A 21,777-nucleotide genomic window follows, 5' to 3' on the forward strand; every position below is an offset into this window, starting at 1 on the left:
GTCGGGCACCCTGCACGGCTCTGTGGTGCGCGTGAGGGATGCTGGTCCCGTGCAGATCACCATCCTCGGTCCCCTCGCCGTCGACGGCCGGCCGGTCCGGGGCGAGCGGTTGGCCGCGGTGCTCCGCGCGCTCGTCGACGCGCGCGGTCGGGCGGTCTCCACCAGCCTGCTCGTGGACGCGGTCTGGGATGGCGCCCCGCCGGACGACGCGACCGGTGCCGTGCAGGCGCTCGTGTCCCGCGTCCGCCGTCTCGGGCTGCCCGTGGTGGCCGTGCCGGGGGTTACCGCCTGCCGGCCGAGGAGGTGACCGTCGACGCGGTCGAGGCACGGGCGCTCGTCGAGGGCGGTCGGGTCGCGCTGCGGGCCGGCGACGCGCGCGCGGCCCGCGACGCGGCCGACCGGGCCCGTGCCCTGTTCCCCGAGGTGCCGGAGATCGCCGGCGCGGACGACGCGCGCCTGTTCGCCGACGTCGCCGCGCTGCGCGCCGAGGCCGCGCTCGCCGGCGCGGGCCCGTACGACGAGGTCGACCTGCGCCGGCTGGCCGCGCGGACGCCCCCGGACGAGCCGTCGGCCGCCCTGCTCGTGCGGGTGCTCGCCGTGCAGGGGCGGGAGGCGGAGGCGCTGGAGGTGGTCGAGCGTCTCCGCGACGAGTTGGCGGACCGCTACGGGACCGATCCGTCCCCGGTGATCACACAGGTCCACCTGGCCCTCCTGCGCGGCGAACTCAACCAGCCGGCCGTCCTGGCGCCACCCCGTCCGCCGGCACGCGTCGTCCTGCCCGCCGCCTGGCGCCGGCCGATGACCGCCCTGCTGGGCCGCGAGCGGGACGTCGAGGCCCTGGAGACGGCGCTCGACGAGTCGGCCCTCGTGACGATCGTGGCGACCGGCGGCGCGGGCAAGACCCGCCTCGCCGCCGAGGTCACCCGGCGCGCGGCGGCGGCCGGGCAGGGGTACGGGTGGTCGAGCTGGCCGGCCTGCGCTCGCCCGACGAGGTGCTGCCCACCGTGCTCGCGGCGCTCGGCGGCGCCGACACCTCGTCCACCGGCGGCAACCTGGGCCTCGAACGCCGGGTGCTCAGCCCCGAGGAGCGTATGCGTGCCGTGGCGCCGGACCTCGACGGCCTGATCGTGCTGGACAACTGCGAGCACGTCCTCGACGCGGTCGCCACCGTGGTCGCCGATCTGCTCGCGGTGGCCTCCCCGGAGGTGGCGGTGCTCGCGACCAGCCGCGCCCCGCTGGGCCTGGCCGGCGAGTGGGTCCACCGACTGACCGCCCTTCCGGACTCCGACGCGCTCGGGCTGCTCGAATCCCGGGCACGGGCCGGTGGCGCGGTGCCGACCTGGGACGCCGCCCGGGCTCTCGAGCTGTGCAACCGGCTGGACAACCTGCCGTTGGCCCTCGAACTGGCCGCCGCGCGGCTGCGGCACATGCCGATCGACGACGTGCTCGCCGGGTTGGCCGACCGGTTCGCCCTGCTCGACGACGCGCTGCGCGGGCTGCCGGAACGCCACGCCAGCCTGTGGGCGATGGTCGACTGGAGCCGCGAACTGCTCGCCCCCGACGACCGGGCGCTGCTGGAACGGGTCGCGGTCATCCCCGCGCCGTTCACCGCCGACCTCGCCGCCGCGGTCGCCGGGACGCCGGACGTCCGTCGTGGCCTCGCCACGCTCGTCGAACAGTCCCTGCTGACCCTGGTCGAGGCCGACGGGCCACCGCGCTACCGGATGTTGGAGACCGTCCGTGAGTACGGCGAGGCCCGGCTCGGCGCGTCCGGCGACCGGGACGTGGCGATGGCCGGCCTCACCGGGTGGGCCCGGCACGAGGCCGTGGCGCTGGCCGCCCGCCTTGTCGGTCCCGAGCAGGTCGTGGCGCTCGACCGCTGCGCGACCGAGCAGGACAACCTGCTGGCCGGCCTGCGCTGGGCGCTGAGCCACGACGACGAGCCCGCCGCCGTCGACGTCGCCACCGCGCTGCTGCACCTCTGGACGGTGCGCGGCCTGCACCTGGAGGTCCTCGCCTGGGCGCGTTCGCTGCTGCACGTCGACGAGCCGCGTCGGCGGCGGCGATCGGCGATCCTGGGCGGCCGGGCCAGCGGTCGACCGCTGCCGGACGGCGACCGGCTCGCCTGGACCTGCCTGCTGATCGGCGTGAACGCCGGCATCAGCGCCGACCTGCGGCCGGCCGTGCTCGCCCGGCGGGCGCTGCGCACCCTCCTGAGCGAACGGCCCGCCGAGGTGTCACCGAGGCTGACCGCGCTCGCGTCGGCGTTGCCCGGCTTCGACACGTCCGACGTCCAGGAGAGTCTCAAGAGCGCGGGCGAACTGATCGCCCACCCGGACCCGTACGTGCAGGGGCTCGGGCTGTTCGCGCGTGCGGCGGTACGCGAGAACGGCGGCCTGCCGGAGTCGTCGATCGAGGACGCCGAGCAGGCGTACCACCGGTTCGAGGTCGCCGGTGACCACTGGGGCATGGCGATGGCGGCGGGCGCCGTGGGGCAGTTCCTGCTTCCGGGACGGGAGGAACGCTCGGCCGAGTGGCTGACGCGCAGCGTCCGGCACATGGAGATGATCGGGGCCCAGCAGGACGCGCGGTCGGTGCGGGTGCGCCTCGACGTCCACCTCGCCCTGACCGGTGACGAGGAGGCGGAGCGGCGCCTCGGGGAGATGGCCGGCTCGGGTCAGGCCGAGCAGGTGGACGTCGCGCAGGCGCTGCTCGGCCTGGCTCAGGTCGCCTGGCAGCGCGAGCGGTACGACGAGGCGCTCGCCCGCGCCGAGGACGTGACCCGTACTCTCGTGGCCTGGACCGGACCGCCGCCGCAGCCGCGGGTGATGGTGCGGACCGCGGCTGCGGTGCTCTACCTGCGGGTGGCCCACGCGCGGCGGGACACCGGCGGTGCGGCCGACGCCCGCGCCGCGTCGCTGCTGTCCGCCGCCCGCGACGACGCGCTGACGTCGCGGGACCTGCCGGTGATCGGCGCGTGGGCGTCGGGCGGGGCGGAACTCGCCGCCGGTCGGGGTGATATCGACACCGCTCGTGAACTGTTCGCGATCGCCCGGCGGATCGGCACGCACATGGAGATGTTCCTCCCCGCCGGGCAGGGCGAACAGCTCATCGCCGCTCTCGGGGACGAGAGTCGGCGTGAGCAGTTGCTGGCCGCCTGGCGCGAGCGTCCGGTCGCCGTCGCGGTCGCCCGCATCCGCGAACTGATGGACGACCTGCTCTAGCTAGACCTTCTTGCGGTAGGCGCGCAACGCCATCGGCATGAACACCGCCACGAAGCCGGCGCACCAGGCGAGGGTCCACCACACGTGCGCGTCGAGCGGGGTGCCGAGGAACAGTCCGCGGACCGAGGCCACCAGGTGGGTCATCGGGTTGACCTTGACGAAGGCCTGCATCCAGCCGGGCAGGGTGTCGGTGCCGACGAACACGTTCGACCCGAAGCTCAGCGGCATGATCAGGGCGAACATCAGGCCCTGCACGGCGCCCGGGGTACGCACCTTCATCGACACCCAGACCGGCAGCCAGCTCAGGCAGAGCGCGAACAGCACCGCGAGCACGCAGCCGGCGATCGCCCGGAACGGGTCGGTGTCGATCCGGAAGCCCATCAGGTAGCCGATCGCGAGGGTCGAGACCGTGACGATCACGTACCGGACGACGTCGCCGAGGACCGCGCCGACAAGCGGTGCGGAGCGGGGGACCGGCAGCGACCGGAACCGGTCGAAGATGCCCTTGGCGATGTCGGTGTTGAGGTTCACGCCGATCGCGATCGCCCCGGTCGCGATGGTCTGCGCCAGGATGCCCGGCAGCAGGAACTGCAGGTAGTCATGGGTGGAGCCGGCGACCGCCCCGCCGAAGATGTAGACGAAGATGACCAGGAACAGCACCGGTTGCAGCGTGACGTCGATCAGCGCCTCGGGCGTACGCCAGGTCTTGATGAGGCTGCGCTTGGCGAGCGCCAGCGAGTGCCGCACCAGTCGGAACGGTCGCGGGTTCACCGCTGCCGTCGACAGCGCCGGACCCGTCGTGGGTGGTGCGTCCAACTGGGTGCTCATGCCGCTACCTCCGTACGCGAAGTGGTGTCGTCCTCGGATGCCGTACGCCCGGTGAGGGTGAAGAACACCTCGTCGAGGCTGGGCAGGTGCAGGGAGAGTTCGGTGACGGCGATGCCGGCGGAGGCCAGGCGCGCGACGCTCTCGGTCAGCGCCGTGTCGTCGGCGACCGGCACGGCGAGGACGCCCCTGCGGATCTCGTCGGCCGGCCCGCCCGAGCCGACGTCGGTCAGGATCGCCGCGGTCCGGCGAAGCTGCCCCGGGTCGGTCGGCCGGACCTCGAGGGTCTGCCCGCCGACGATCCGCTTGAGCCCGTCGGGCGTGTCGTGCGCGATGACCCGTCCGTGGTCGATCACCGTGATCGCGTCGGCCAGCGCGTCGGCCTCCTCCAGGTACTGCGTGGTGAGCAGCACCGTCGAGCCGTTGGTCACCAACGACCGGACCACGTCCCACATGTCCTCGCGCTTGGCCGGGTCCAGCCCGGTCGTCGGCTCGTCCAGGAAGATCACGTCCGGCGAGCCCACGAGGCTCGCGGCCAGGTCGAGCCGCCGCCGCATACCCCCGGAGTACGTCTTGGCGGGCCGGTTCGCGGCGTCGGTCAGGTCGAACCACTCGAGCAGTTCGGTGGCCCGCCGCCGGGCACCGGCGCGACCGAGGTCCAGCAGCGTGCCGAACAGTTCCAGGTTCTGCCGCCCGGTCAGGTCCTCGTCGACCGAGGCGTACTGGCCGGTGAGGCCGATCCGCTGCCGGACCCGCCCGGCGTCGCGGACGACGTCGAAGCCGCCGATCCGGGCGCTCCCGGCGTCCGGGGTCAGCAGGGTGGAGAGGATGCGGACGGCCGTGGTCTTGCCGGCGCCGTTGGGACCGAGCACCCCGAGCACCGTCCCCCGGGGTACGGCGAGGTCCACGCCCTGTAGCGCCTTCGTCTTGCCGAAGGTCTTGACGAGGCCCTCGGCCTCGATCACCAGATCGGTTGTCATGCCGACCAGCGTGCGCGGCGCACCTGACACGGCTCCGACACGCCGCTGACAGCCCCGCCGACGCGGGCTGACACCGTGCCGACGCGAGGGCGGCCGTCGGCGCGGGCGTCACGATATGCTGGCGGCGGCAGAGCGCCTGCCCGCGCCCGATGTGGTGGCCCACGCCCGACCACATACCTGGGGCCAAGAGTCGCCGACTCCGCGCGGTCGTGTCGATTCTCGGCGTGCCGGTCACGTCGCCCGCTCCGTGGAGCGCGTGGGGCTGCACCGGAGGCGTCATGTCCGATCACCCGTCCCACCGTTCCCCCGTCGCGGGCCGCGCCCGCAGGCGCGCCATCCGGGAGCAGGCGGCCCGCACCGGCGTCGACTACTCGGTGGCCGCCCGGCAACTCGACTCGGCCGGTCTGAAGCCCGGCGAAACCCTCGCCAGTTACGGCCGGACGATCTATCCGACCAGCGCCGACCCGTACCGTCAGGCCCTCGTCGACCGCCGCGAACGGCGCTCGTTCGGCGAACGGGTGGCCGACACGCGCCGCGCGGCGACGCTGCCGGAGGGCCGCGCCGCGCACCTCGTCGAACGTTTCCCGCCCAGCCGTGGGCCGGCCGGCTCCGGCGTCGGTCCGCTCTACCACGGCGAAGGTCGGCAGGAGTTGCTTGCCATGCTGTACCTCGTGGTCGCGGCCGAGTCGCCCGGACTGCTCCCGGAGGTGGGGGACGTCGCCTGGATCGCGGAGCTGGGCGAGGACACGGCGGTCGACACCGCCTGCTCCGATGTCGACCGGGAGGCCCGCCGGCTGCTCGACGAGACGCCGACGCGGCTCTGGTCGGCGATCGAGGAGGCGTTGGCCGTCGTCGAGGCTGGCGTGGACGGGCAGCTCCGCCACGCGGCGGTCCGCCAGGCCGCGCTGCTGCGCACGATGATGACGCCGCGCCTCGGCTCCGTGGACGAGCCGTTCGTACCGGGACTGCCGGCCGCCGGCGTGGGACAGATCCTCGACGCGCTGCTCATCGTGGCCGACGACGGGCATGCCCCGGGCACCCGGGTACGACGTGTCGCGGGGGCGGACGACGCGCGACTGGCCACGATCGTCGGGGCGCGATGGGGATCGGCGGGGCCACCGGTGGGCTACCTCGTCTGGCCCGACGGCGCGACGGCGTCCGTGTCCGTTCCGGCCGACGGCCTGGTGGTGCTGGCCGGGCAGGAGTCCGTTCCGCGGTGAGCCGGCCGCCGTCCGGTCACCGCCTCGGAATCCGGGGTTGGTGCGCTCGCCGGCCGCTGCCATAATGACGGTGGCGCCCGTCGATGTCCGTGGGCCCGGGGGAAGCCCTCCGCAAGGCGCGGATGGTGGGGGTCGAAACCCGGAGGCCGCGATGGACCTTGTCCCCGACTCTACCGCCCTCTCCAGCCTGGTCGACCTGCTCGGCGCGGTGCTGCAACTGGCCGCCGCGGTGGTCAGCCTCATCGCGATCCTCGCCGCCCGTGGGCGTCGTCGTCGGCGGGACCGCGACGTCTAGGGCCTGTTTCATGAGGGCGGCCGGCCAGTCCTCATGAAACAGGCCCTGGCAATCCATAACCTCGGGGTACGACCCAGAGGGGATGACCCGCAACATCCATTCCCATCAATACGATTACCGCTATCGATCAGGTGCGCCCACAAGGCGTGCCGTCCCGAAGCGGAGGAATGCATGGTTCGCTGGCGTACCCTCACCGGCCTGGTGGCCGCCGCGCTGGCCGCGGCCAGCCTCACCCTCGCGGCACCCGCCGCCGCGGCCGACAACCCCGTCACGCCGAACGTGGTCGGCGGCACCCGCGCCGCCCAGGGCGAGTTCCCGTTCATGGTGCGGCTCTCGATGGGCTGCGGCGGGGCCCTCTACAGCTCCCGGCTGGTGCTCACCGCCGCACACTGCGTGGGCGCGACCGGCACCAACACCAGCATCACCGCGACCCTCGGGGTGGTCGACCTCCAGTCGTCCAGCCGGATCACCGTCCGCTCCAACTACGTCTACCGCGCGCCCGGCTACAACGGCAACGGTAAGGACTGGGCGCTGATCCGCCTGGCCACCCCCGTCACCGGGCTGAGCACGTTGAAGATCGCCACCACGACCGCGTACGACAGCGGCACCTTCACCGTCGCCGGCTGGGGCGCGGCGCGCGAGGGTGGCGCGCAGCAGCGGTACCTGCTCAAGGCCACCGTCCCGTTCGTCAGCGACTCCACCTGCAACTCCAACTATGGAGGCGACCTCATCCCCGCCGAGGAGATCTGCGCCGGCTACGCCAGCGGCGGCACCGACACCTGCCAGGGCGACTCGGGTGGCCCGATGTTCCGCCGCGACGCCACCAACGCCTGGATCCAGGTCGGCATCGTCAGCTGGGGCAACGGCTGCGCCCGACCCAACTACCCGGGCGTCTACACCCAGGTGAGCTACTTCGCCTCGTCGATCGCCTCGGCCGCGGCGAGCCTCGGCGGCTGACCGCGCGGCACGAGGGGGCGGCCCGGATTTCGGCGGTCCGGGCCGCCCCCGAGTGCCGTGTGGCGTCCGGGCGAACCGCAGTGGGCCAGCCGACAGAATCGGTGGCCCGCGCGTGCCGGGGCGGACGGGGCGGCCATGATGGGTCCGTGCAGATCCTGTCCATCCAGTCGTCGGTCGCCTACGGCCACGTCGGCAACTCGGCCGCCGTCTTCCCCCTGCAACGTCTCGGGCACGAGGTGTGGCCGGTGTTGACCGTCCACTTCTCCAACCACACCGGGTACGGCGCGTGGCGCGGCCCGTTGCTGGCGGCCGCCGACGTGGCCGAGGTGATCGCGGGCATCGCCGACCGGGGCGTTCTCGGCAGCGCCGACGCGGTGCTGTCCGGTTACCAGGGCGACCCGGCGATGGGCGCCGTGATCCTGGACGCCGTCGCCCAGGTCAAGGCCGCCAACCCGGCCGCCGTGTACTGCTGCGACCCGGTGATGGGCGACGTCGGCCGGGGGATGTTCGTCCGGCCCGGCATCCCGGAGTACCTGCGCGACACCGTCGTGCCGCGCGCCGACATCATCACGCCGAACCACTTCGAGTTGGACTTCCTCGCCGGCCGTACGACCACCACCCTCGCCCAGGTGCTGGAGGCGGTCGACGTCGTCCGCGCCACCGGGCCGAGGCACGCCCTGGTGACGAGCGTGCTGCACGACGACGTGCCGGCGGGTTCGCTGGAGGTCGTGGCGGTCTCCGACGAGGGCGCCTGGGCGGTCACCACCCCGCTGCTGCCGATCAACCCGAACGGCGGCGGAGACGTCACCGCGGCGCTGTACCTGGCGCACCTGTCGACCACCGGCTCACCGGCCACCGCGCTGGAGCGCACCGTCTCCTCGGTCTTCACCGTCCTCGAAGCGACCCTCGCGGCGGGCACCCGGGAGATCCAACTCATCGCCGCGCAGGACGCGATCGCCGAGCCGCCGGCCCGGTTCACGGCCCGCCGGCTGCGCTGACGCCGGTTCCGGGCCGGCGTCGGCTCAGCGCAGCGCGTCGTCGCGCAGCACCGCGTGCGCGCCGACGGTCTGGTTGACGATCTGGGTCACCCGTACGTCGACGACGACGCTGGCCAGCGCCACCGCGTCCGGCCGGCTGAGACCGTGCAGCCGTTGCAGCAGGGTCATCATCGCCTCCAGGGCACCGAGCGTCGCCTCGTCGAGGGACGCTCCCACGCCCAGCGTCAGCCAGGCGTCGGCGGTGCGGGCCACCGGTCCGGTGACCGGGAAGTCGTCGCGGACGTCGAAGGTCAGCGTCACCTCGTCCATCGGGCACTCGATCGCCGTGCCGCCCACCTCGCCGTCGCCCTGAGCGGCGTGCCCGTCCCCGACCGAGAACAACGCTCCGTCGACCGTGATCGGCAGCAGCAGCGTGGTCCCGGCGGTCAGGTCCTTGCAGTCCAGGTTGCCGCCGCACTCGCGCGGCGGGGTGGTGGAGTGCCGTCCCGGTTCCGCCGGCGGCATGCCGAGCACCCCCATGAAGGGGCGCAACGCCACCGTGTGACCGTGCTGGTTGCGGCCGGTCATCGTTGCCGGGTCCAGCTCCCAGGCGTGTACCACCTGTGTCGACTCGACGTCGTAGCGCTCGTTGAAGGCGCTCGGCCACCCGCCCGCCACCGTCGTACCCCACGTGCCCGGGACGATCGCGTCGATGCGTACCGCGAGGGTCTGGCCGGCGCGAGCCCCGCGGACCGCGACCGGCCCGACGAGCGCGTGCCCGTCCTCGGGCCGCCGCTGCGGGACCCGGGGGCGGTCCCGGTTCGCGCCGCCGGGGTACGGGCCGGCGGACCACCAGCAGTCCAGGGTGCGGTAGGTGACGGTGTCGCCGGAGTCGATGGTGAGCACCGGCGTGAGGTCGGGGGAGAAGTGCCCGTGCAGGGTCTTGTCGTCCGGTGCGAGGGTGTGTCGCATCTGCGCAGGCTACGTGTCGATCCGGGGTGGCGCGACCGCCGGTGGGCGCAGGTGCGCGGCCGAACGGGTCGGCCGCGCACCTGCGCGGATCGGGTCAGTCGACGGTCGGCGGTGCCGTGCGGGCCGCGTCGGCCAGTGCCTTAGCCGCAGTGGCGTACGGGTTGTAGCTGTAGCCGCGCGCCAACCCGGCCGGGACGGTGAAGTACTCGACCGACAGCTTCGCCGGGTCGCTGGCCAGCTCGCCACGGGCGGGTACGTCGTTACCGTCGTCCCAGCCCCAGGGGGCGTTCGCGGAGTTCGCCGAGCAGCTCCAGGTGCCGACGCCGCAGTCGCCGGAGGTGTCCCCGGCGAAGGTGCCCAGGCTGGCGAAGAGATTCGCGTTCGTCCGCTGCGCCCACAGACCGCCGGCGGCGAAGATGTCGACGAGCTGGTAACGGACGTCGCGGTCGTCGCCGTTCTCCGGCGTCTCGGCCACCGTGGACGGGTAGTAGACCAGGCCGTCGCCGTTGATGGCGTACTGCGGGTACGCCTTCAGTCCGTGGCCCTGCGCCTCCTGGGCGGTGACCGGGTGGGTGAAGGAGTCGTGCGGCGAGGACTGGAACTGCAGGGTGCCGTCGACGCTCTCCCGGCCGCTGGTCCAGGTGCTGCCGGCCGGGGTGTACGAGTAGAAGTCGCTGTGCGCGACGGTGACCGCGCCGCGCAGGACGCCGTACGCGGAGCCGTCCCGCTCGATCGCGAAGAGGACGCCCTCGCCGTCGTTCTCGTGCTCGGTCTCGAAGAACGGGTGGTCGGTCCAGTCCCGGGGGTGGAAGAACAGGTACGTGATGTACCAGTGCGTGCTCGTCTCCACGACGGAGTAGTACACGTGCGCGGCGAGCGACGTGCCGGACGCCCCGGTGCGGTCCCAGTTGTTGCGCCCGTTCAGATCGCCGTCGAAGTCCACGGCGGTGACGTAGTCACTCCGGCCGCCCAGGGCGTGGGTGCCGGTGGCGTCGACGTCCTGGTAGTGGATGGGCGCCCAGCGCAGGGCCAGGTCGGCCCGGCTGGGAGCGGCGGTTGCGGGTGACGGCGTCGTGAGCGGGGTGAGCGTCAGCGCCACCACGGTGGCCGCCGCCGTCAGTGCCCTCGTCACCCGTCGGTTGGTGTTGCTCCTGTCGCGCATGGTGTGCTCCCGCGTCGAAGTGACAGACCATGATGGATGATCGTCGATCCGGGGTTCCGGCGCGTGTCCTCGCGGCGACGGGAAGGCGGCGGGCGTCCGACGGGCTCGCGACACCCCGCTTGTATCGACAATCGTCGAATGCAATGCTGTGGTTCGGCCGCGCTCGGGAGCCGGCGTGGTCGATCTCTGCTCCGGAGTCGGGGACGCGCGAGGTGGCCCCACCACCCGCGCGCGGGCAGTCCCCGTCAGCGGCCGCATGCCGATCGCCGTCGGGCGGCCGCCGCACAGGTCCGGACCCGTACGGTCGGCCGCCCATCCGTGGCCGCGACGGCGACGGCTTCTCGGAGGTACGGATGCGTCGCATCTTGCTGGCTCTCACGACCATCGCCCTGACCACCGCCACGACCGGCTGGGCCGCGACCACCGGCGTCGCCCAGGCGGCGCCGACACCCACGGCGTCGGTCACGGCGGCGCCGACACCCACCCCGGTCTGCCCGCCGGCACTGCCCATCGGTGGTCGGGTGTCCGCAGCCACCACCACCAGCCTGACCGTCGTCTACTTCATCGCGCTCAGCCCGCCGTGCGGCTACCGGCCGCCGATCACCGTCGGACTCTTCGCCAGCCGCGAGGACGCCTACGCGTGGCGGAACCCGGTGGCCGAGTTGGTCTCCGCCGAGCGCGACGGCACCGTCACCTTCGACCGGCTGACCCCCGACACCGAGTACTGGTTCGGGTTCCGCGACTCCGAGGGCAGGTGGGAGCCCTACTACGGGGGGAGCGGCCGGACCGCCGCGCTGACGTCCTGCCGGGCGACCGCCACCATCGACTCCCGCTGGGGCACCGGATTCGTCGCCACCGTGACGGTCCGCAACGTCGGCACGCAGCGGTTGGACCAGTGGCGCGTCTCCTGGCGCTGGGCCGGCGACGAGCGGATCCAGGCGGTGTGGGGCGGTGTCGTCGACCCGGCCGGCGCTGACGTGGTGGTGCGCAACGCACCGTACAACGGAACGCTGGCGCCGGACGGGTCGACGACGTTCGGTCTGCTCGCGACGGCCAGCGCGCCGACGGCCAGCGCGCCGCCGGCCGGGCTGACGCTGACCTGCGCGCGCTGATCCGGGCGACGTACCCGGGGGTCGGCGTCGCGTCAGGGCTTGCGGGCCACCGCGCCGTAGGCGTCGATCCCCCGGGCGTCGGCCTCGTCCGGACGCCACAGCGGGATCGGCACGAGACCAGGCTCGACCAGCGTCAACCCGGCGAAGCAGCCGGCGAGATCCTCCGGGCTGCGCAGGATGTACGGGACACCGCCGTTCTCGGCCAGCCGCTGCGCGCCGGAGACCACCTGCGGGCTGGTGTTGGTGCCGTCCCAGAGCACCAGGTGGCTGCCGGACGCCGTCGCGCCCATCGTCCGATCGACGATCGAGCGCACCACTTCCAGATCCGGCTCGTACCCCAGCACGCCCATGAACATGACGGCGATCGGCTGGTCGAAGTCGAGCGTCCGCGCCGCCTCGGCGAGGATGGCCTCCGGGTCGTGGTAGTCGGCCGGCACGTACGTCGTGACACCCTGGACAGTCGTGCTGGACAGCAGCGCGCGGGCGTGCACGAGGACCATCGGATCGTTGTCGACGTACACGATCCGCGCGTCGGGCGTGACGCCCTGGGCGACCGCGTGGGTGTTCTGCATGGTCGGCAGGCCGGTGCCGATGTCCAGGAACTGCCGGATGCCCGCCTCGGCGGCCAGGTACCGGACCGCCCGGACCAGGAAGCGGCGGGACTGCTGCGCCATCAGGACGATCTCCGGGTAGACCTCGGCGACCGCGTCACCGGCCGCCCGGTCGGACTGGAAGTTGTCCTTGCCGCCCATCCAGTAGTTCCAGATCCGCGCCGCGTGCGGCACGTCGGGCTGAAGCGTCGCGGTGAGTTCGGCATCCGGGCCGGCCATGCCAGGCTCCTATCGAGGGGTCCGTCGGGGTGAAACGGATTGTCCACTATCGACGCCGCCGGCCCCGACCGGGTCGCCCGCGACCGGGACGGACGACCCGTCGACGTGTCACGGCGCTTCGACGACCTCCCGGCCCAGCGGCCAGAAGGCGGCCGGGACGAGCTTGAAGTTGGCGATGCCGAAGGGGATCCCGATGATCGTCACGCAGAGCGCGATGCCAGCGAGGACGTGGGACAGGGCCAGCCACCAACCGGCCAGCACCACCCAGAGCACGTTCGCCAGCCCGGAGCCGACGCCCGCGCCCGGTTTGGGCGCCAGCGTGCGGCCGAAGGGCCACAGCGAGTAGACGGCGAGGCGCAGCGCGGCGACGCCGAACGGGATGGTGACGACCAGCAGGAAGCAGATCAGCGCGGCGAAGCCGTAGCCGATCGCCAGCACGAGGCCACCGCCGAAGATGAGCCACAGGACGTTCAGGACGAAGCGAATCACCCCTTGAGCATGAGCGATGCTCGCCACCGGGTCCGGCCCGCCTGCCGGGCTTCAGTTCGACAGGCCGCCGCAGGCGATCCCGTCGATCGTGCACGCCGTCGGTGTCGCGCCGACCACCGCGCCGTTGACCCGGAAGGTCACCCGCGTCGAGCCGCTGCCCGGGACCTGCCCCACGCTGCCGTCCGGCACGAACGTCCACACCGCGCCGTCCTGGGTGGCCCGCGCGCCCTCGACCGCGCTGACCCGCAGCGACTCCCGGGGCAGCGTGATGGTCAGCGTCCACCGCGTCGCCGGCACCGGCCCCGGATTGCTGATCGTCACGGTCGCGCCGTAGCTGAGCAGCGCGTTGTCCTCGATGACGAAGTCGGCGGCGAGGGCGGCCGGGGTCGGGGAGGCCGACGAGGGGTCACGGCCGGCGCGCCGGCCGGCGGCTCGACGGGTGGCCGCGCGGCGCTGGCCGAGGGCGACCCCACGGTGGTCGGGCTGGTGGCGGCCGGCTGTGCCTGCCCCGGGGCGTACCGGGGCCCGGCGTGCCCAGCTGGTCCACCGACGGGGGCGCGTCCAGGGTCACCGGCGCGAGCTGCTCCGGGGTACGCACCACGCTGACGATCGAGACCACCGTCGCCACCACCACCCCGAGCGCCGCGAATACGGCGACCCAGGTGGCCCGCGACACGTCGGCCTGGCCGGTGACCACCCGCCGTACGGCTGCGGCAGCGGCCACGATCCGGTCCAGCAGGATGATCGCCACAGTACGCCGTGGCTGCGGCGGTGTTGCCGGCACTGCCTCTCTCCCCTTCACTTCGTCGCCGGACGCCCGCCCGCGACCGCCGGGTCGCGGTGGCACCCGAGCGGTCACAGGGCGCGCAGCCCGACGAGTATCGACTCGAGCAGCTCCTGCGACGGCAGCTCCGACAGCGACGGCGGTTCGTGCGTCTCGACCAACCCCGCCCCCAGCAGGTCACCGAGGAGGACCCGAACGGTGCCGAGGGGCAGATCCAGCTCGGCGCTGACCTCAGCCACCGACACTGGATGGTGACACAGCTCGACGATCCGCGCCTGTTCGGGGAAGAGCGACGTGGGCGACGTCGCCGACCGCCGCGCGACGACCAGTGAAATCAGGTCGAACCGGCCGCGCTCGGGCGTCGTACGCCCACCGGTCATGGTGTACGGACGGGCGACCGGGCCGGCGTCGTCGTCATACCACGCCTCGTCAGCGGAGCCGGCGCTGGGCACCAGAATCTCCGCTCCTCGCCGCGGCGGCGGTCTCCAGGCGGATCGGCAGGTGCCGTTCGGCCTGCCCGACGAAGAGCGCGACCTCGTACGCCATGTCGCCCACCTCGACCTCGTCGCCCGAGATCCGTACGGTGAGGATGGTCCCGTTCGAGATGGTGGCGACGAAGAGGAACGCCCGCGACATCTGCACCACGATCTGGCGCAGCGCGCCCGCGTCGCAGGTCCGGGTGGCGGCCAGTCCCAGCGCCAACAGGCCGGCAACGATCCCGGAGATCTCTTCGGCCAGCTTCGCCTGCACCTGCCGGGAACCGCCGAGCGGGAGCCCGTCCGGGGAGAGCACCACGGCGAACTCCGCACCGCGTACCCGGTCGACCAGGCGGTCCAGCGCGCCGGTCAGGCTGTCCTCGGTGACCACTGCGTGCGTCATCGATGTCTCCTCGTTGTTCTCGTGATCGGCAGCTCGACGGTCTCGGGGCCGGCGTTGCCGGAGCCGGGCACGGTCGGCCCGGATTGGCGGATCCGCATCGGCAGACCGTCGGCGCCGCCCGCCGGGCCGGCGTCGGGCACCGCGCCGGGCATCGGCCGGTACGCGGGCCCCGGCGACGTCGCGTCCGGGCCGCCGGTCACGGTGACCAGCTCGGCCGGCAGGTGCACGATGGCAGCCGTCCCGCCGCGTCGGCTCGGCCGCAGGACGACCCGGGCACCGCACCGGGCGGCCAGCAGGGCGACCGCGGACAACCCTCCGGCGTCGCTCGGCGGGTCGGTCGGCGGGCTGGCGAGCAGGCGGTTCGCCTCGTCGAGCGCGGTGGCGTCGAGGCCGGGACCGTCGTCGACCACCACGATCGCGCAGCCGTGCGGCCGGTGCTCGCCGGTGACCCGGACCGTGGTGTCGGTGGTCGAGAAGGTCAGGGCGTTCTCGATCAGCTCGGCCAACAGGTGCACGACGTCCGTGACGGCGGGGCCGGCGAGCGACCACGGCCAGTGCGGCGCCACCAGGACCCGGTGGTACTCCGGCACCTCGGCGACCGCGCCGCGCGTCACGTCGAGTAGGGGGACCGGGCGTCGCCAGCGGCGCGCGGGCCGCGCCCCGGCGAGGGTGATCACCTTTTCCACGTTGCGGCGGATGCGGGTGGTGAGATGGTCGAGCTGGAACAGCTCGTCGGCCTCCGCGGCGTCGTGTTCCCGCCGCTGCATCGCGTCGAGCAGGTCGAGCTGGTCGCGCAGCAGGACCTGGTTGCGCCGGGTGATCCCCAGGAACAGGTCGGCCGCGTGACGTTCCCGCGCCGGCCCGCCGCCCCGCTGATCGCCGCCGTTCTCGGCGACGGGCGGCAGACGGTCGGCGGGTACGTCCGGCGGTTCGTGCCGGCGCTGGTCGGCGCCCGGCGGGGCGTCGTGCGCGGGCTCGCGGCGTACGGCTTTGGCCCAGCTCAGCAGCACCGCGAGTACGGCGATCAGCCCGAGACCCACCACCAGGCCGGTCCGCCCCACGATCACCGCGGCGCCGGGTGTGGCCCGTTCGACGCTCGCGCGGGCGGTCGTCGTCACCAGCTCGTGCAGCGCGCCGAGGGCGGGGTCCGCCGCCGCGCGCCACTCCTGCGCGCTGACCCCACGCAGCGCGTCGGCCCGGTCCGTGCGCAGCAGCGCGTCCTCCACGGCGAGCAGGCCCGCGAACTCGGGGCCCGCCACGAGCCGCTGGTACGTGCGGTGGCCGTCGCCCGGCAGGCCGGCCGTCGCCTCGGCCCGGGAGTACCGCTGGACGGCCACCAGCTCGACCAACCGGCGGCGCTCCTCGACGCTCAGTCGCCCGCTCAGCACGGCCGCCGTGACCAGGGTGTCCTCCCGGGCCAGCAGCTCACGGGCACGGGCCAGCGCGATCACCGCGCGGGTGTCGACCGCCAGCCTGCTCTCGTGCGCGCCCCACTCCGGTCCGTACACGTCGAAGGCGGCGTCGACGAGCTGGTCGTACCCGTCGACCGCGCCCGCCTGGTCGAGCTGCCCGTCGTCCACCCGGGACCGGATCGCCCCCAGTCCGTTCAGCCTCCGGATCAGGGTCTCGGCCCGGTCGCGGACCGCGCCCGCGCTGAGCAGGCGCAGGTCGTGTCCGTTCCCGAACGCCCGGACCTGCGCCGCCGCCCCGTCGGTCGCCGCCCGCGCCCCGGCCAGCGTGGCCCGCGCGGGAGCGGCGCCGGCCAGCGTCTCAGCGGTCGCCCGACGCTCGGTCTGCAGGCTCAGGACCAGCCGGTCGATGGGCTGACCCAGGGTGTCGGCCAGGGCCCGCACCCGCAGCAGGTCGGCGGCGTCCTGGCCGGTCAGCCAGGCCGCGTACGACCACAACGTGAGCAGCACCGCCGCCGTCGCGACGAGCCGGACCCCCGATCGCCGTGCGCGCGTCACGTGGCGCTCCGTCCGGTGCGCCGGCTCATCGGGCCGACCGCTGCGGCCATGGCTGCCCGGCGGCGTCGCTGGCCCGGTCGGCGACCATGGTCCGCAGCAACGCCAGCAGTTCCGCCCGGTTGGCGCAGTGCAGCCGGTTGCGCATGCGCGCCACGTGGTGCTCCACGGTCTTGGCCGAGATGAAGAGCCGATCACCGATCTCCCGGTAGGTCAGCCCGGCCAGCACCAGCTCGGCCACCTCGTACTCGCGGTCGCTCAGCCCCTGCTGGGTGGGGCCGGCGGCGGCGACGGGCGTGGCGGTCGCGCCGTCGCTCGGGCGCTGCCCACCGGTCGCGCCGCCCGACCGACCCTGGAGCACCCGGGCGCACTCGAGCAGAGTGGTCATCGCCCGCCGGTCCGCGGTGCGGATCGCGGCCTGCCCGGCGAGGCGGGCGCCGTCCCAGCACAGCCCGGTGTCGTGCAGGCCCCGGGCGGCGGCCTCGACCCGCACCGGGTCGACCACACCCCGTAGCACCTCGACCCAGCTCTCGGCGGCCGCGGCGACCACACCGGCGTAGCGGCTGTGCTCGGCGGCGGCGAGCAGGGCGGCGACGTGGTCGTCGGCGGCCGTCGGCTCGCCGGTCAGGATGGCGGCGTGCAGGCCGCTCCAGTGCAGCGGGACGCTCCACAGGGTCGGTGAGCCGAGTCGGTCGAGCAGCGCGGCGCCCTCCCGCAGGTACGGCGCCAACCGGGCCACGTCACCGAGCCGCGCGCCCGCGATGGCCAGTTCGCCCAGCGGCAGCAGCGTGAACAGGTCGACCCCGTGGCGGACCACCGCCTCCAGCGCCTGGCCCCACCCCGCTTGAGCGCGCCGAGGTCGCTGGTGCGCCGGGCGATGCCCATCCGCAGCGCGGCGGCGAAGAGCAGGTCGCGGGATTCCAACGGGCGTTCGTCGGCGGTGACCGTGGCGAGCCGCTCGGCGGCCGCGAGCGTCTGACCTCGGACCATGAGGATCCAGGCCTGCAACAGCCGGTGCCGGCGGGCCATCAGCGGGCCGCCGACACCGCCGGCCTGCGCGCGGTGCAGGACCCGCTCGGCGATGTCCAGCTCGCCACAGTGCACGGCGGTCAGCGCGGCGAGCGCGGCCGGACTGTCCGGCAGGAGGGCCGCCCGACCGTCCGGTTCCAGCAGGGCGGCGGACTGCACGAGCGCGGAGAGCGCCGCGCTCGGCGTGCCGGTGACGCCCTCGCGTACTCCGTCGGCCATCAGCCGGGCGGCGCTGGCGTGCAGGGTGGGCGGTGCGCCGGCGGGCTCGTCCACGCGCGGCCCGGCGGCGGTCAGGTCGCCGATGGCGAACCCGCCCACGGCGGCGAACGCCACCGACGAGGCGGTGCCCGACCAGCGGTACAGCTCGACGCTGCGGCTGGCATGGCCCCGGTGCGCCAGCGCGGTCGCGGCCACCGCGGCCGCCTCGGCGCGGACCGCCGGGTCGGCGGTGGTCAGCAGCCGGTCCGCCAGGCGCAGCGCGTCGTCGAGGTCACCGGCGAGCGCGGCCGCGAGAGCCTGCCGGGCGCCGGTCGGGTGCCCGGCCGCGGTGGCGGCGGCGAACAGCTCGGCGGCGAAGGCCGGCTCATCGGCAAGCGCCTCCTGCGCCGCCGCGGCGAGTGTCGGGGCCGGACAGTCGCCGAGGACGCCCACCGCGAGCAGCGAGCGGACCAGCGGTAGCACCGGGCCGCCCCGGGCGAGCTGCAACTCGGTGAGGCGTCGCCAGAGGGCGCTGCGCTCGGTGGCCGGACTGAGCGTGGTGACGGCCCGGCGGACCAGCGGGGTGAGCCGGCCGTCCGCGCCGATCAGGCCGGCCGCCCGGGTCGTGGCGATCAGCTCGTCGACCGCCTCCGGCTCCTGATCGAGGAGCGGGCCGAGCATGGCCACCGGCAGCGGTACGCCGGCCGCGACCGCGAGCAACAGTCGTCGTACGGGGGCGGGCTGGATCTCCAGCTCCGGCGCGAACTCGAGGACGACGGTCCGGGGCGGCTCGGTCGGGACGGTGGCCAGGCTCGGTGCCGCGCGTAGACCGCGGGTGAGCCGCTCGACGTCGCGGGGGACGCCACCGGTCTGCGTGTGCACGAAGTCGACGAGTTCGGCGCGCTGGGTCAACTCGGGAACGGCGGCGACGCAGGCCCCGGTCTGCTCCCGGGTGAACGGCCCGAGCAGCACGGCCTGCCCGTCGCGGCGCAGCGTGTCGACCAGCTCGGTCAGGGCTGCCGACCGGGGCCAGGGGCGGTGGGCGACGACCAACCGGTGCCGGCGGGTGGCGACCAGGCGCAGCAGCACGCCGATCCGCTCGTCGTCGAGCAGGTGCGCGTCGTCGACCAGGATCAGGTCATCCGGGTCGACGGGCTCGCCGGGCCCGGGAACGCCCGTGTGGACGGTGACGCCGGCCCGTTGCTGGAGGCGCGTCAGCTCGGCGAGCAGGGCGGTCTTGCCGTGCCCGGCGGGTCCGGCCAGGCCGACGGTGAGCGGCGCGACCGGATCGTCGGCGACCCGGTCCAGCAGGGCCCTGGACGCCCGGCCCAGCACCAGTCGGGATTCGACGAGGTCTTTCATGATCATGGTGGTCATCCTTCGCGTCCCCGGCTGAGCGTCAGTGCCAGGCGGGACGCCTTCGGCAGGTCGAGGGGCAGGATCCGGACCGGCGGTCGGGGTGGCGGTTCGCCCGGATCGGTGGCGTGGTTCCGGGGCCGCCGTAGGGCCGGGATGCTCGCCCGGCCGCCACCCGGGACCGGCGCCGGATCGCGGACCGGGGCCGGGGGTCCGGGGCGCGGTCGGGGTGACACCACCTGGCAGGCGGCGCTCGCCGCTCCGGTGGCGGCGGTGAGCTGCGCGTCCGGTTCGACCTCGACCGGCACACCGAGCGCCGTGCTGATCAGCTCGGTGACCAGCGGGATGCGGGTCGAGCCGCCGGCCAACAGGACCCCGTCGAGCTGCGTCGGCGTCAGGCCGGCGCCGTGCACGGTGCGCAGCAGGAGGTCCACGGTGGCCTGCACGGTGGGGCGGATCATCGCCTCGAACTGCGCGCGGGTCACCGGTATCCGCGCCGGACCGCTCGGCAGGCTCAACACCACGTCGGCGGCCGGCTCAACGGTCAGCGCCCGCTTGACCCGGTCACACTCGGCCGGCAGGCCACGCAGGGCCGCCTGGTGGTCCCGCCGCCCGATGGCGGCCAGCTCCCGGGACAGCACGGTACGGACGTGGCTGGCCAGCAGCTCGTCGAAGTCGGCCCCGCCGATCGGGTCGAGACCCTGTGGCGTGCCGAAGCTCTGGTAGGTGCCGCGCGGGGTGCGCCGGACTAGGGCCGCCTCGAAACTGGCGCCGCCCAACGCGTAGACGGCCGCCGTGGTGCCCGCGAAGCCACGCGCCGCGTGACTCTCCGCGACCGTGACCGTGCGGGGGAGCAGTGTCACCGTGCGCAACCCGAGGTCGACGAGCGCCCGGCGCAGCAGCTCCCGCCGGTACGGCCGCCAGCTGGCGGGGTGGCTGAGCACGACCGCCTCGGCCGGGCCGCCTTCCGCGGCGTGCACCTGCTCCACGACCCAGGCCGCCAACTCCGCCGTGAGGGTCTGCGGCGCGCACGCCTCGCCGCCGAGCAGCAGGGGCACGTCGTCGCCGATGCGACGGACGAAATCCCTGCTGGTACGACTGCCGTCGTCGGTGGCGGGCCCGCCGATGTGCAGCGCGCCGTCCTCGGCCAGGTGCAGCACCGACGGTACGAGCGGCGATCCGGCGTTCAGCGGGACAGCCTCCGGACGCGTCCAGGTACGGCCGTCGCGCCGAGCGACGGCGGCGGCGGTGTTGGTGCTTCCGATGTCTATCCCCAGGACGTACGGCATCCGTCTCTTCTCTTTCCGCGAGTGGCCGGCTGATGGCGATGGCGTCGGCGCTGTCCGGCGACCCACCCCCGGCGAAACCCGCGGGCCCCTACGTTCGTACCAGAGATCACTGCGTGGTCGGCACCCTAATCTGACCGGGACGGTTTCCCCCAGTCCCCCTAACGGGGGAGCCGGCGAATGCCCTAACGCGGCGTGATCGGTTGCGGGCTCAGCCCCGATGTCCGGGGCCGCCCCCGGCCATAGTGTTCCTCTCGACGAACGACGGCCGCCGATGCCAATCCGAGGAGAACCGGCACATGGACTCGCAACAGACCCTCCACGACTTCGTGCTCGACCTGCTGACCAACCCCGACGCGCGGTCGGCGTTCGACCTCGACCCGGAGGGCGCGCTGCACGCCGCGGGGCTCAGCGACATCACCGCCGCCGACGTGCAGGACGTGGTGCCGCTGGTGGTCGACTACGCGCCGGGCGCGGGCCTCGCGCCGCTGACCCCGGTGGTCGGGCAGCTCGGGTTCGACCCGCTGGTGACCGATGCCACCGACGTGGTCGGTCAGTTGCAGAGCGTGGCGCAGCAGATCAGCGTCACCAGCTCGCCGTCCGGTGTGGACGTCAAGGCCGGTGTGCTCGGCGCCATCGCGGTCGACCCGTCGACCGTCGCCGCCGGGGTGAGCGTGCTGCCGGGTGTCGGCCTGGGTGTCGGGCCGAGCGGCCTCGACACCGACCTGACCGGGGTGGCCGACGTGGCGCACACGCTCGACGCGGACGTGGTGCAGCCGGTCGACGGGATCGTCGACCCGGTGCTGGGCGGCGCGACGGGTACGGTCGGGGACCCGACCAGCGTGCTCGGCGTGACCGACCCGGTGCTCGGCGGTGACGTGACCGGTGGTGTCCTCTCCGGCGTGCACGGTCAGGTCGACGGCATCGTCGGCTCCCTCGGGGTCCACGACACCCTGGGTGGCCTGGGCCTCGGCGACGGCGCGGTCGGCGGCGTGGTGCCGCCGGTGGACGTTCCGTCCGTGGTGGGCGGTGTCACGCACCACGTGGACAGTCTCCTTCCCGGGGTCACCGGCACGGTCGGTGACGTCACGGGTGGGCTCACCGACGGTGTGACCGGCGACTCGCACGACGGGGGGCCCGCCTCGTCGGACCACGGGTTGCTGGGCATCACCGGCGGTCTGCTCTGACGGGATTTTCCGTCGGAAGCGGGGGGCCGGGTCGCGTCGAGCGACCCGGCC

22 protein-coding genes are annotated in these 21,777 nt (G+C 74.1%); 8 read left to right on the plus strand and 14 right to left on the minus strand.

Annotated features, from left to right (window positions below; genetic code table 11):
• Positions 1 to 49: 49 nt before the first annotated feature.
• Both ACQP0N_RS13545 and ACQP0N_RS13550 read left to right on the plus strand, forming a co-directional pair.
• Entirely contained in the window at positions 50 to 307 is a 258-nt protein-coding gene (locus tag ACQP0N_RS13545) for an AfsR/SARP family transcriptional regulator (protein WP_433120453.1), read from the plus strand.
• Positions 304 to 1,125 carry an AfsR/SARP family transcriptional regulator gene (locus ACQP0N_RS13550; protein WP_433120455.1) on the plus strand — a complete coding sequence of 274 codons (822 nt, stop codon included), beginning with the start codon at positions 304 to 306 and terminating at the stop codon, positions 1,123 to 1,125. The genes ACQP0N_RS13545 and ACQP0N_RS13550 overlap by 4 nt, the downstream gene beginning before the upstream one ends.
• Before the next feature lie 2,099 nt (positions 1,126 to 3,224).
• Here ACQP0N_RS13550 and ACQP0N_RS13555 read toward each other — a convergent pair.
• On the minus strand, positions 3,225 to 4,052 hold the full coding sequence (locus tag ACQP0N_RS13555; protein ID WP_355050095.1) for an ABC transporter permease: 828 nt from the start codon (positions 4,050 to 4,052) through the stop codon (positions 3,225 to 3,227).
• Entirely contained in the window at positions 4,049 to 5,029 is a 981-nt protein-coding gene (locus ACQP0N_RS13560) for an ATP-binding cassette domain-containing protein (RefSeq protein ID WP_433120457.1), read from the minus strand. Before ACQP0N_RS13560 ends, ACQP0N_RS13555 begins: the two co-directional genes overlap by 4 nt.
• 278 nt (positions 5,030 to 5,307) lie before the next feature.
• On the opposite strand from ACQP0N_RS13560, the gene ACQP0N_RS13565 reads away from it, so the two are divergent.
• The 4 genes from ACQP0N_RS13565 to pdxY all read left to right on the plus strand — a co-directional run bounded on the left by ACQP0N_RS13565 (position 5,308) and on the right by pdxY (position 8,499).
• The gene (locus tag ACQP0N_RS13565; RefSeq protein WP_433120459.1) at positions 5,308 to 6,249 is read left to right on the plus strand and encodes a hypothetical protein; all 942 of its coding nucleotides are present in this window, start codon (positions 5,308 to 5,310) and stop codon (positions 6,247 to 6,249) included.
• A 151-nt stretch (positions 6,250 to 6,400) separates the two neighbouring features.
• Positions 6,401 to 6,544, plus strand: coding sequence for a hypothetical protein (locus ACQP0N_RS13570; RefSeq protein WP_433120461.1), 144 nt, complete (start codon positions 6,401 to 6,403; stop codon positions 6,542 to 6,544).
• Positions 6,545 to 6,715: 171 nt separating this feature from the next.
• On the plus strand, positions 6,716 to 7,501 hold the full coding sequence (locus ACQP0N_RS13575) for a S1 family peptidase (RefSeq protein WP_396832748.1): 786 nt from the start codon (positions 6,716 to 6,718) through the stop codon (positions 7,499 to 7,501).
• 146 nt (positions 7,502 to 7,647) lie between these two features.
• On the plus strand, positions 7,648 to 8,499 hold the full coding sequence (gene pdxY, locus ACQP0N_RS13580) for a pyridoxal kinase PdxY (protein WP_396799663.1): 852 nt from the start codon (positions 7,648 to 7,650) through the stop codon (positions 8,497 to 8,499).
• A gap of 24 nt (positions 8,500 to 8,523) precedes the next feature.
• Here the strand turns inward: pdxY and ACQP0N_RS13585 are convergent, their stop codons facing one another.
• Positions 8,524 to 9,450, minus strand: coding sequence for an acetamidase/formamidase family protein (locus ACQP0N_RS13585; protein WP_396832746.1), 927 nt, complete (start codon positions 9,448 to 9,450; stop codon positions 8,524 to 8,526).
• 94 nt (positions 9,451 to 9,544) lie between these two features.
• Positions 9,545 to 10,612, minus strand: a complete 1,068-nt coding sequence (locus ACQP0N_RS13590; protein ID WP_433120463.1) for a hypothetical protein — start codon at positions 10,610 to 10,612, stop codon at positions 9,545 to 9,547.
• A gap of 353 nt (positions 10,613 to 10,965) precedes the next feature.
• On the opposite strand from ACQP0N_RS13590, the gene ACQP0N_RS13595 reads away from it, so the two are divergent.
• On the plus strand, positions 10,966 to 11,724 hold the full coding sequence (locus ACQP0N_RS13595) for a cellulose binding domain-containing protein (RefSeq protein WP_433120465.1): 759 nt from the start codon (positions 10,966 to 10,968) through the stop codon (positions 11,722 to 11,724).
• A gap of 32 nt (positions 11,725 to 11,756) precedes the next feature.
• On the opposite strand, the gene ACQP0N_RS13600 is transcribed toward ACQP0N_RS13595, so the two are convergent.
• The 10 genes from ACQP0N_RS13600 to ACQP0N_RS13645 form a co-directional block, all read right to left on the minus strand.
• Positions 11,757 to 12,554: an SAM-dependent methyltransferase gene (locus ACQP0N_RS13600; protein WP_433120467.1), complete on the minus strand. Its 798-nt coding sequence runs from the start codon at positions 12,552 to 12,554 to the stop codon at positions 11,757 to 11,759.
• Positions 12,555 to 12,662: 108 nt separating this feature from the next.
• Positions 12,663 to 13,043, minus strand: a complete 381-nt coding sequence (locus ACQP0N_RS13605; protein WP_433120470.1) for a YccF domain-containing protein — start codon at positions 13,041 to 13,043, stop codon at positions 12,663 to 12,665.
• Between the two features lie 51 nt (positions 13,044 to 13,094).
• The gene (locus ACQP0N_RS13610) at positions 13,095 to 13,364 is read right to left on the minus strand and encodes a cellulose binding domain-containing protein (protein ID WP_433120472.1); all 270 of its coding nucleotides are present in this window, start codon (positions 13,362 to 13,364) and stop codon (positions 13,095 to 13,097) included.
• Positions 13,365 to 13,449: 85 nt separating this feature from the next.
• Positions 13,450 to 13,827, minus strand: coding sequence for a hypothetical protein (locus ACQP0N_RS13615; protein WP_433120474.1), 378 nt, complete (start codon positions 13,825 to 13,827; stop codon positions 13,450 to 13,452).
• Between the two features lie 71 nt (positions 13,828 to 13,898).
• Entirely contained in the window at positions 13,899 to 14,282 is a 384-nt protein-coding gene (locus ACQP0N_RS13620; RefSeq protein WP_433121615.1) for a DUF742 domain-containing protein, read from the minus strand.
• Entirely contained in the window at positions 14,257 to 14,706 is a 450-nt protein-coding gene (locus tag ACQP0N_RS13625) for a roadblock/LC7 domain-containing protein (protein ID WP_433120475.1), read from the minus strand. Before ACQP0N_RS13625 ends, ACQP0N_RS13620 begins: the two co-directional genes overlap by 26 nt.
• Complete coding sequence (locus ACQP0N_RS13630) at positions 14,703 to 16,673, minus strand: nitrate- and nitrite sensing domain-containing protein (protein ID WP_433120477.1); 1,971 nt, start codon at positions 16,671 to 16,673, stop codon at positions 14,703 to 14,705. Before ACQP0N_RS13630 ends, ACQP0N_RS13625 begins: the two co-directional genes overlap by 4 nt.
• A gap of 25 nt (positions 16,674 to 16,698) precedes the next feature.
• Positions 16,699 to 17,409 (minus strand): helix-turn-helix transcriptional regulator, encoded by a 711-nt coding sequence (locus ACQP0N_RS13635; RefSeq protein WP_433120479.1) that lies wholly within the window; start codon positions 17,407 to 17,409, stop codon positions 16,699 to 16,701.
• Positions 17,295 to 19,265 (minus strand): hypothetical protein, encoded by a 1,971-nt coding sequence (locus tag ACQP0N_RS13640; protein ID WP_433120481.1) that lies wholly within the window; start codon positions 19,263 to 19,265, stop codon positions 17,295 to 17,297. Before ACQP0N_RS13640 ends, ACQP0N_RS13635 begins: the two co-directional genes overlap by 115 nt.
• A gap of 5 nt (positions 19,266 to 19,270) precedes the next feature.
• A complete protein-coding gene (locus ACQP0N_RS13645) occupies positions 19,271 to 20,542 on the minus strand; it encodes an Hsp70 family protein (protein ID WP_433120483.1) in 1,272 nt (423 codons plus the stop codon).
• A gap of 296 nt (positions 20,543 to 20,838) precedes the next feature.
• Here ACQP0N_RS13645 and ACQP0N_RS13650 point away from each other — a divergent pair, with 296 nt between their 5' ends.
• Complete coding sequence (locus tag ACQP0N_RS13650; protein WP_433120485.1) at positions 20,839 to 21,726, plus strand: IniB N-terminal domain-containing protein; 888 nt, start codon at positions 20,839 to 20,841, stop codon at positions 21,724 to 21,726.
• Positions 21,727 to 21,777: the final 51 nt, after the last annotated feature.

Source organism: Micromonospora sp. CA-246542 (assembly GCF_050942905.1).
Classification (GTDB): domain Bacteria; phylum Actinomycetota; class Actinomycetes; order Mycobacteriales; family Micromonosporaceae; genus Micromonospora.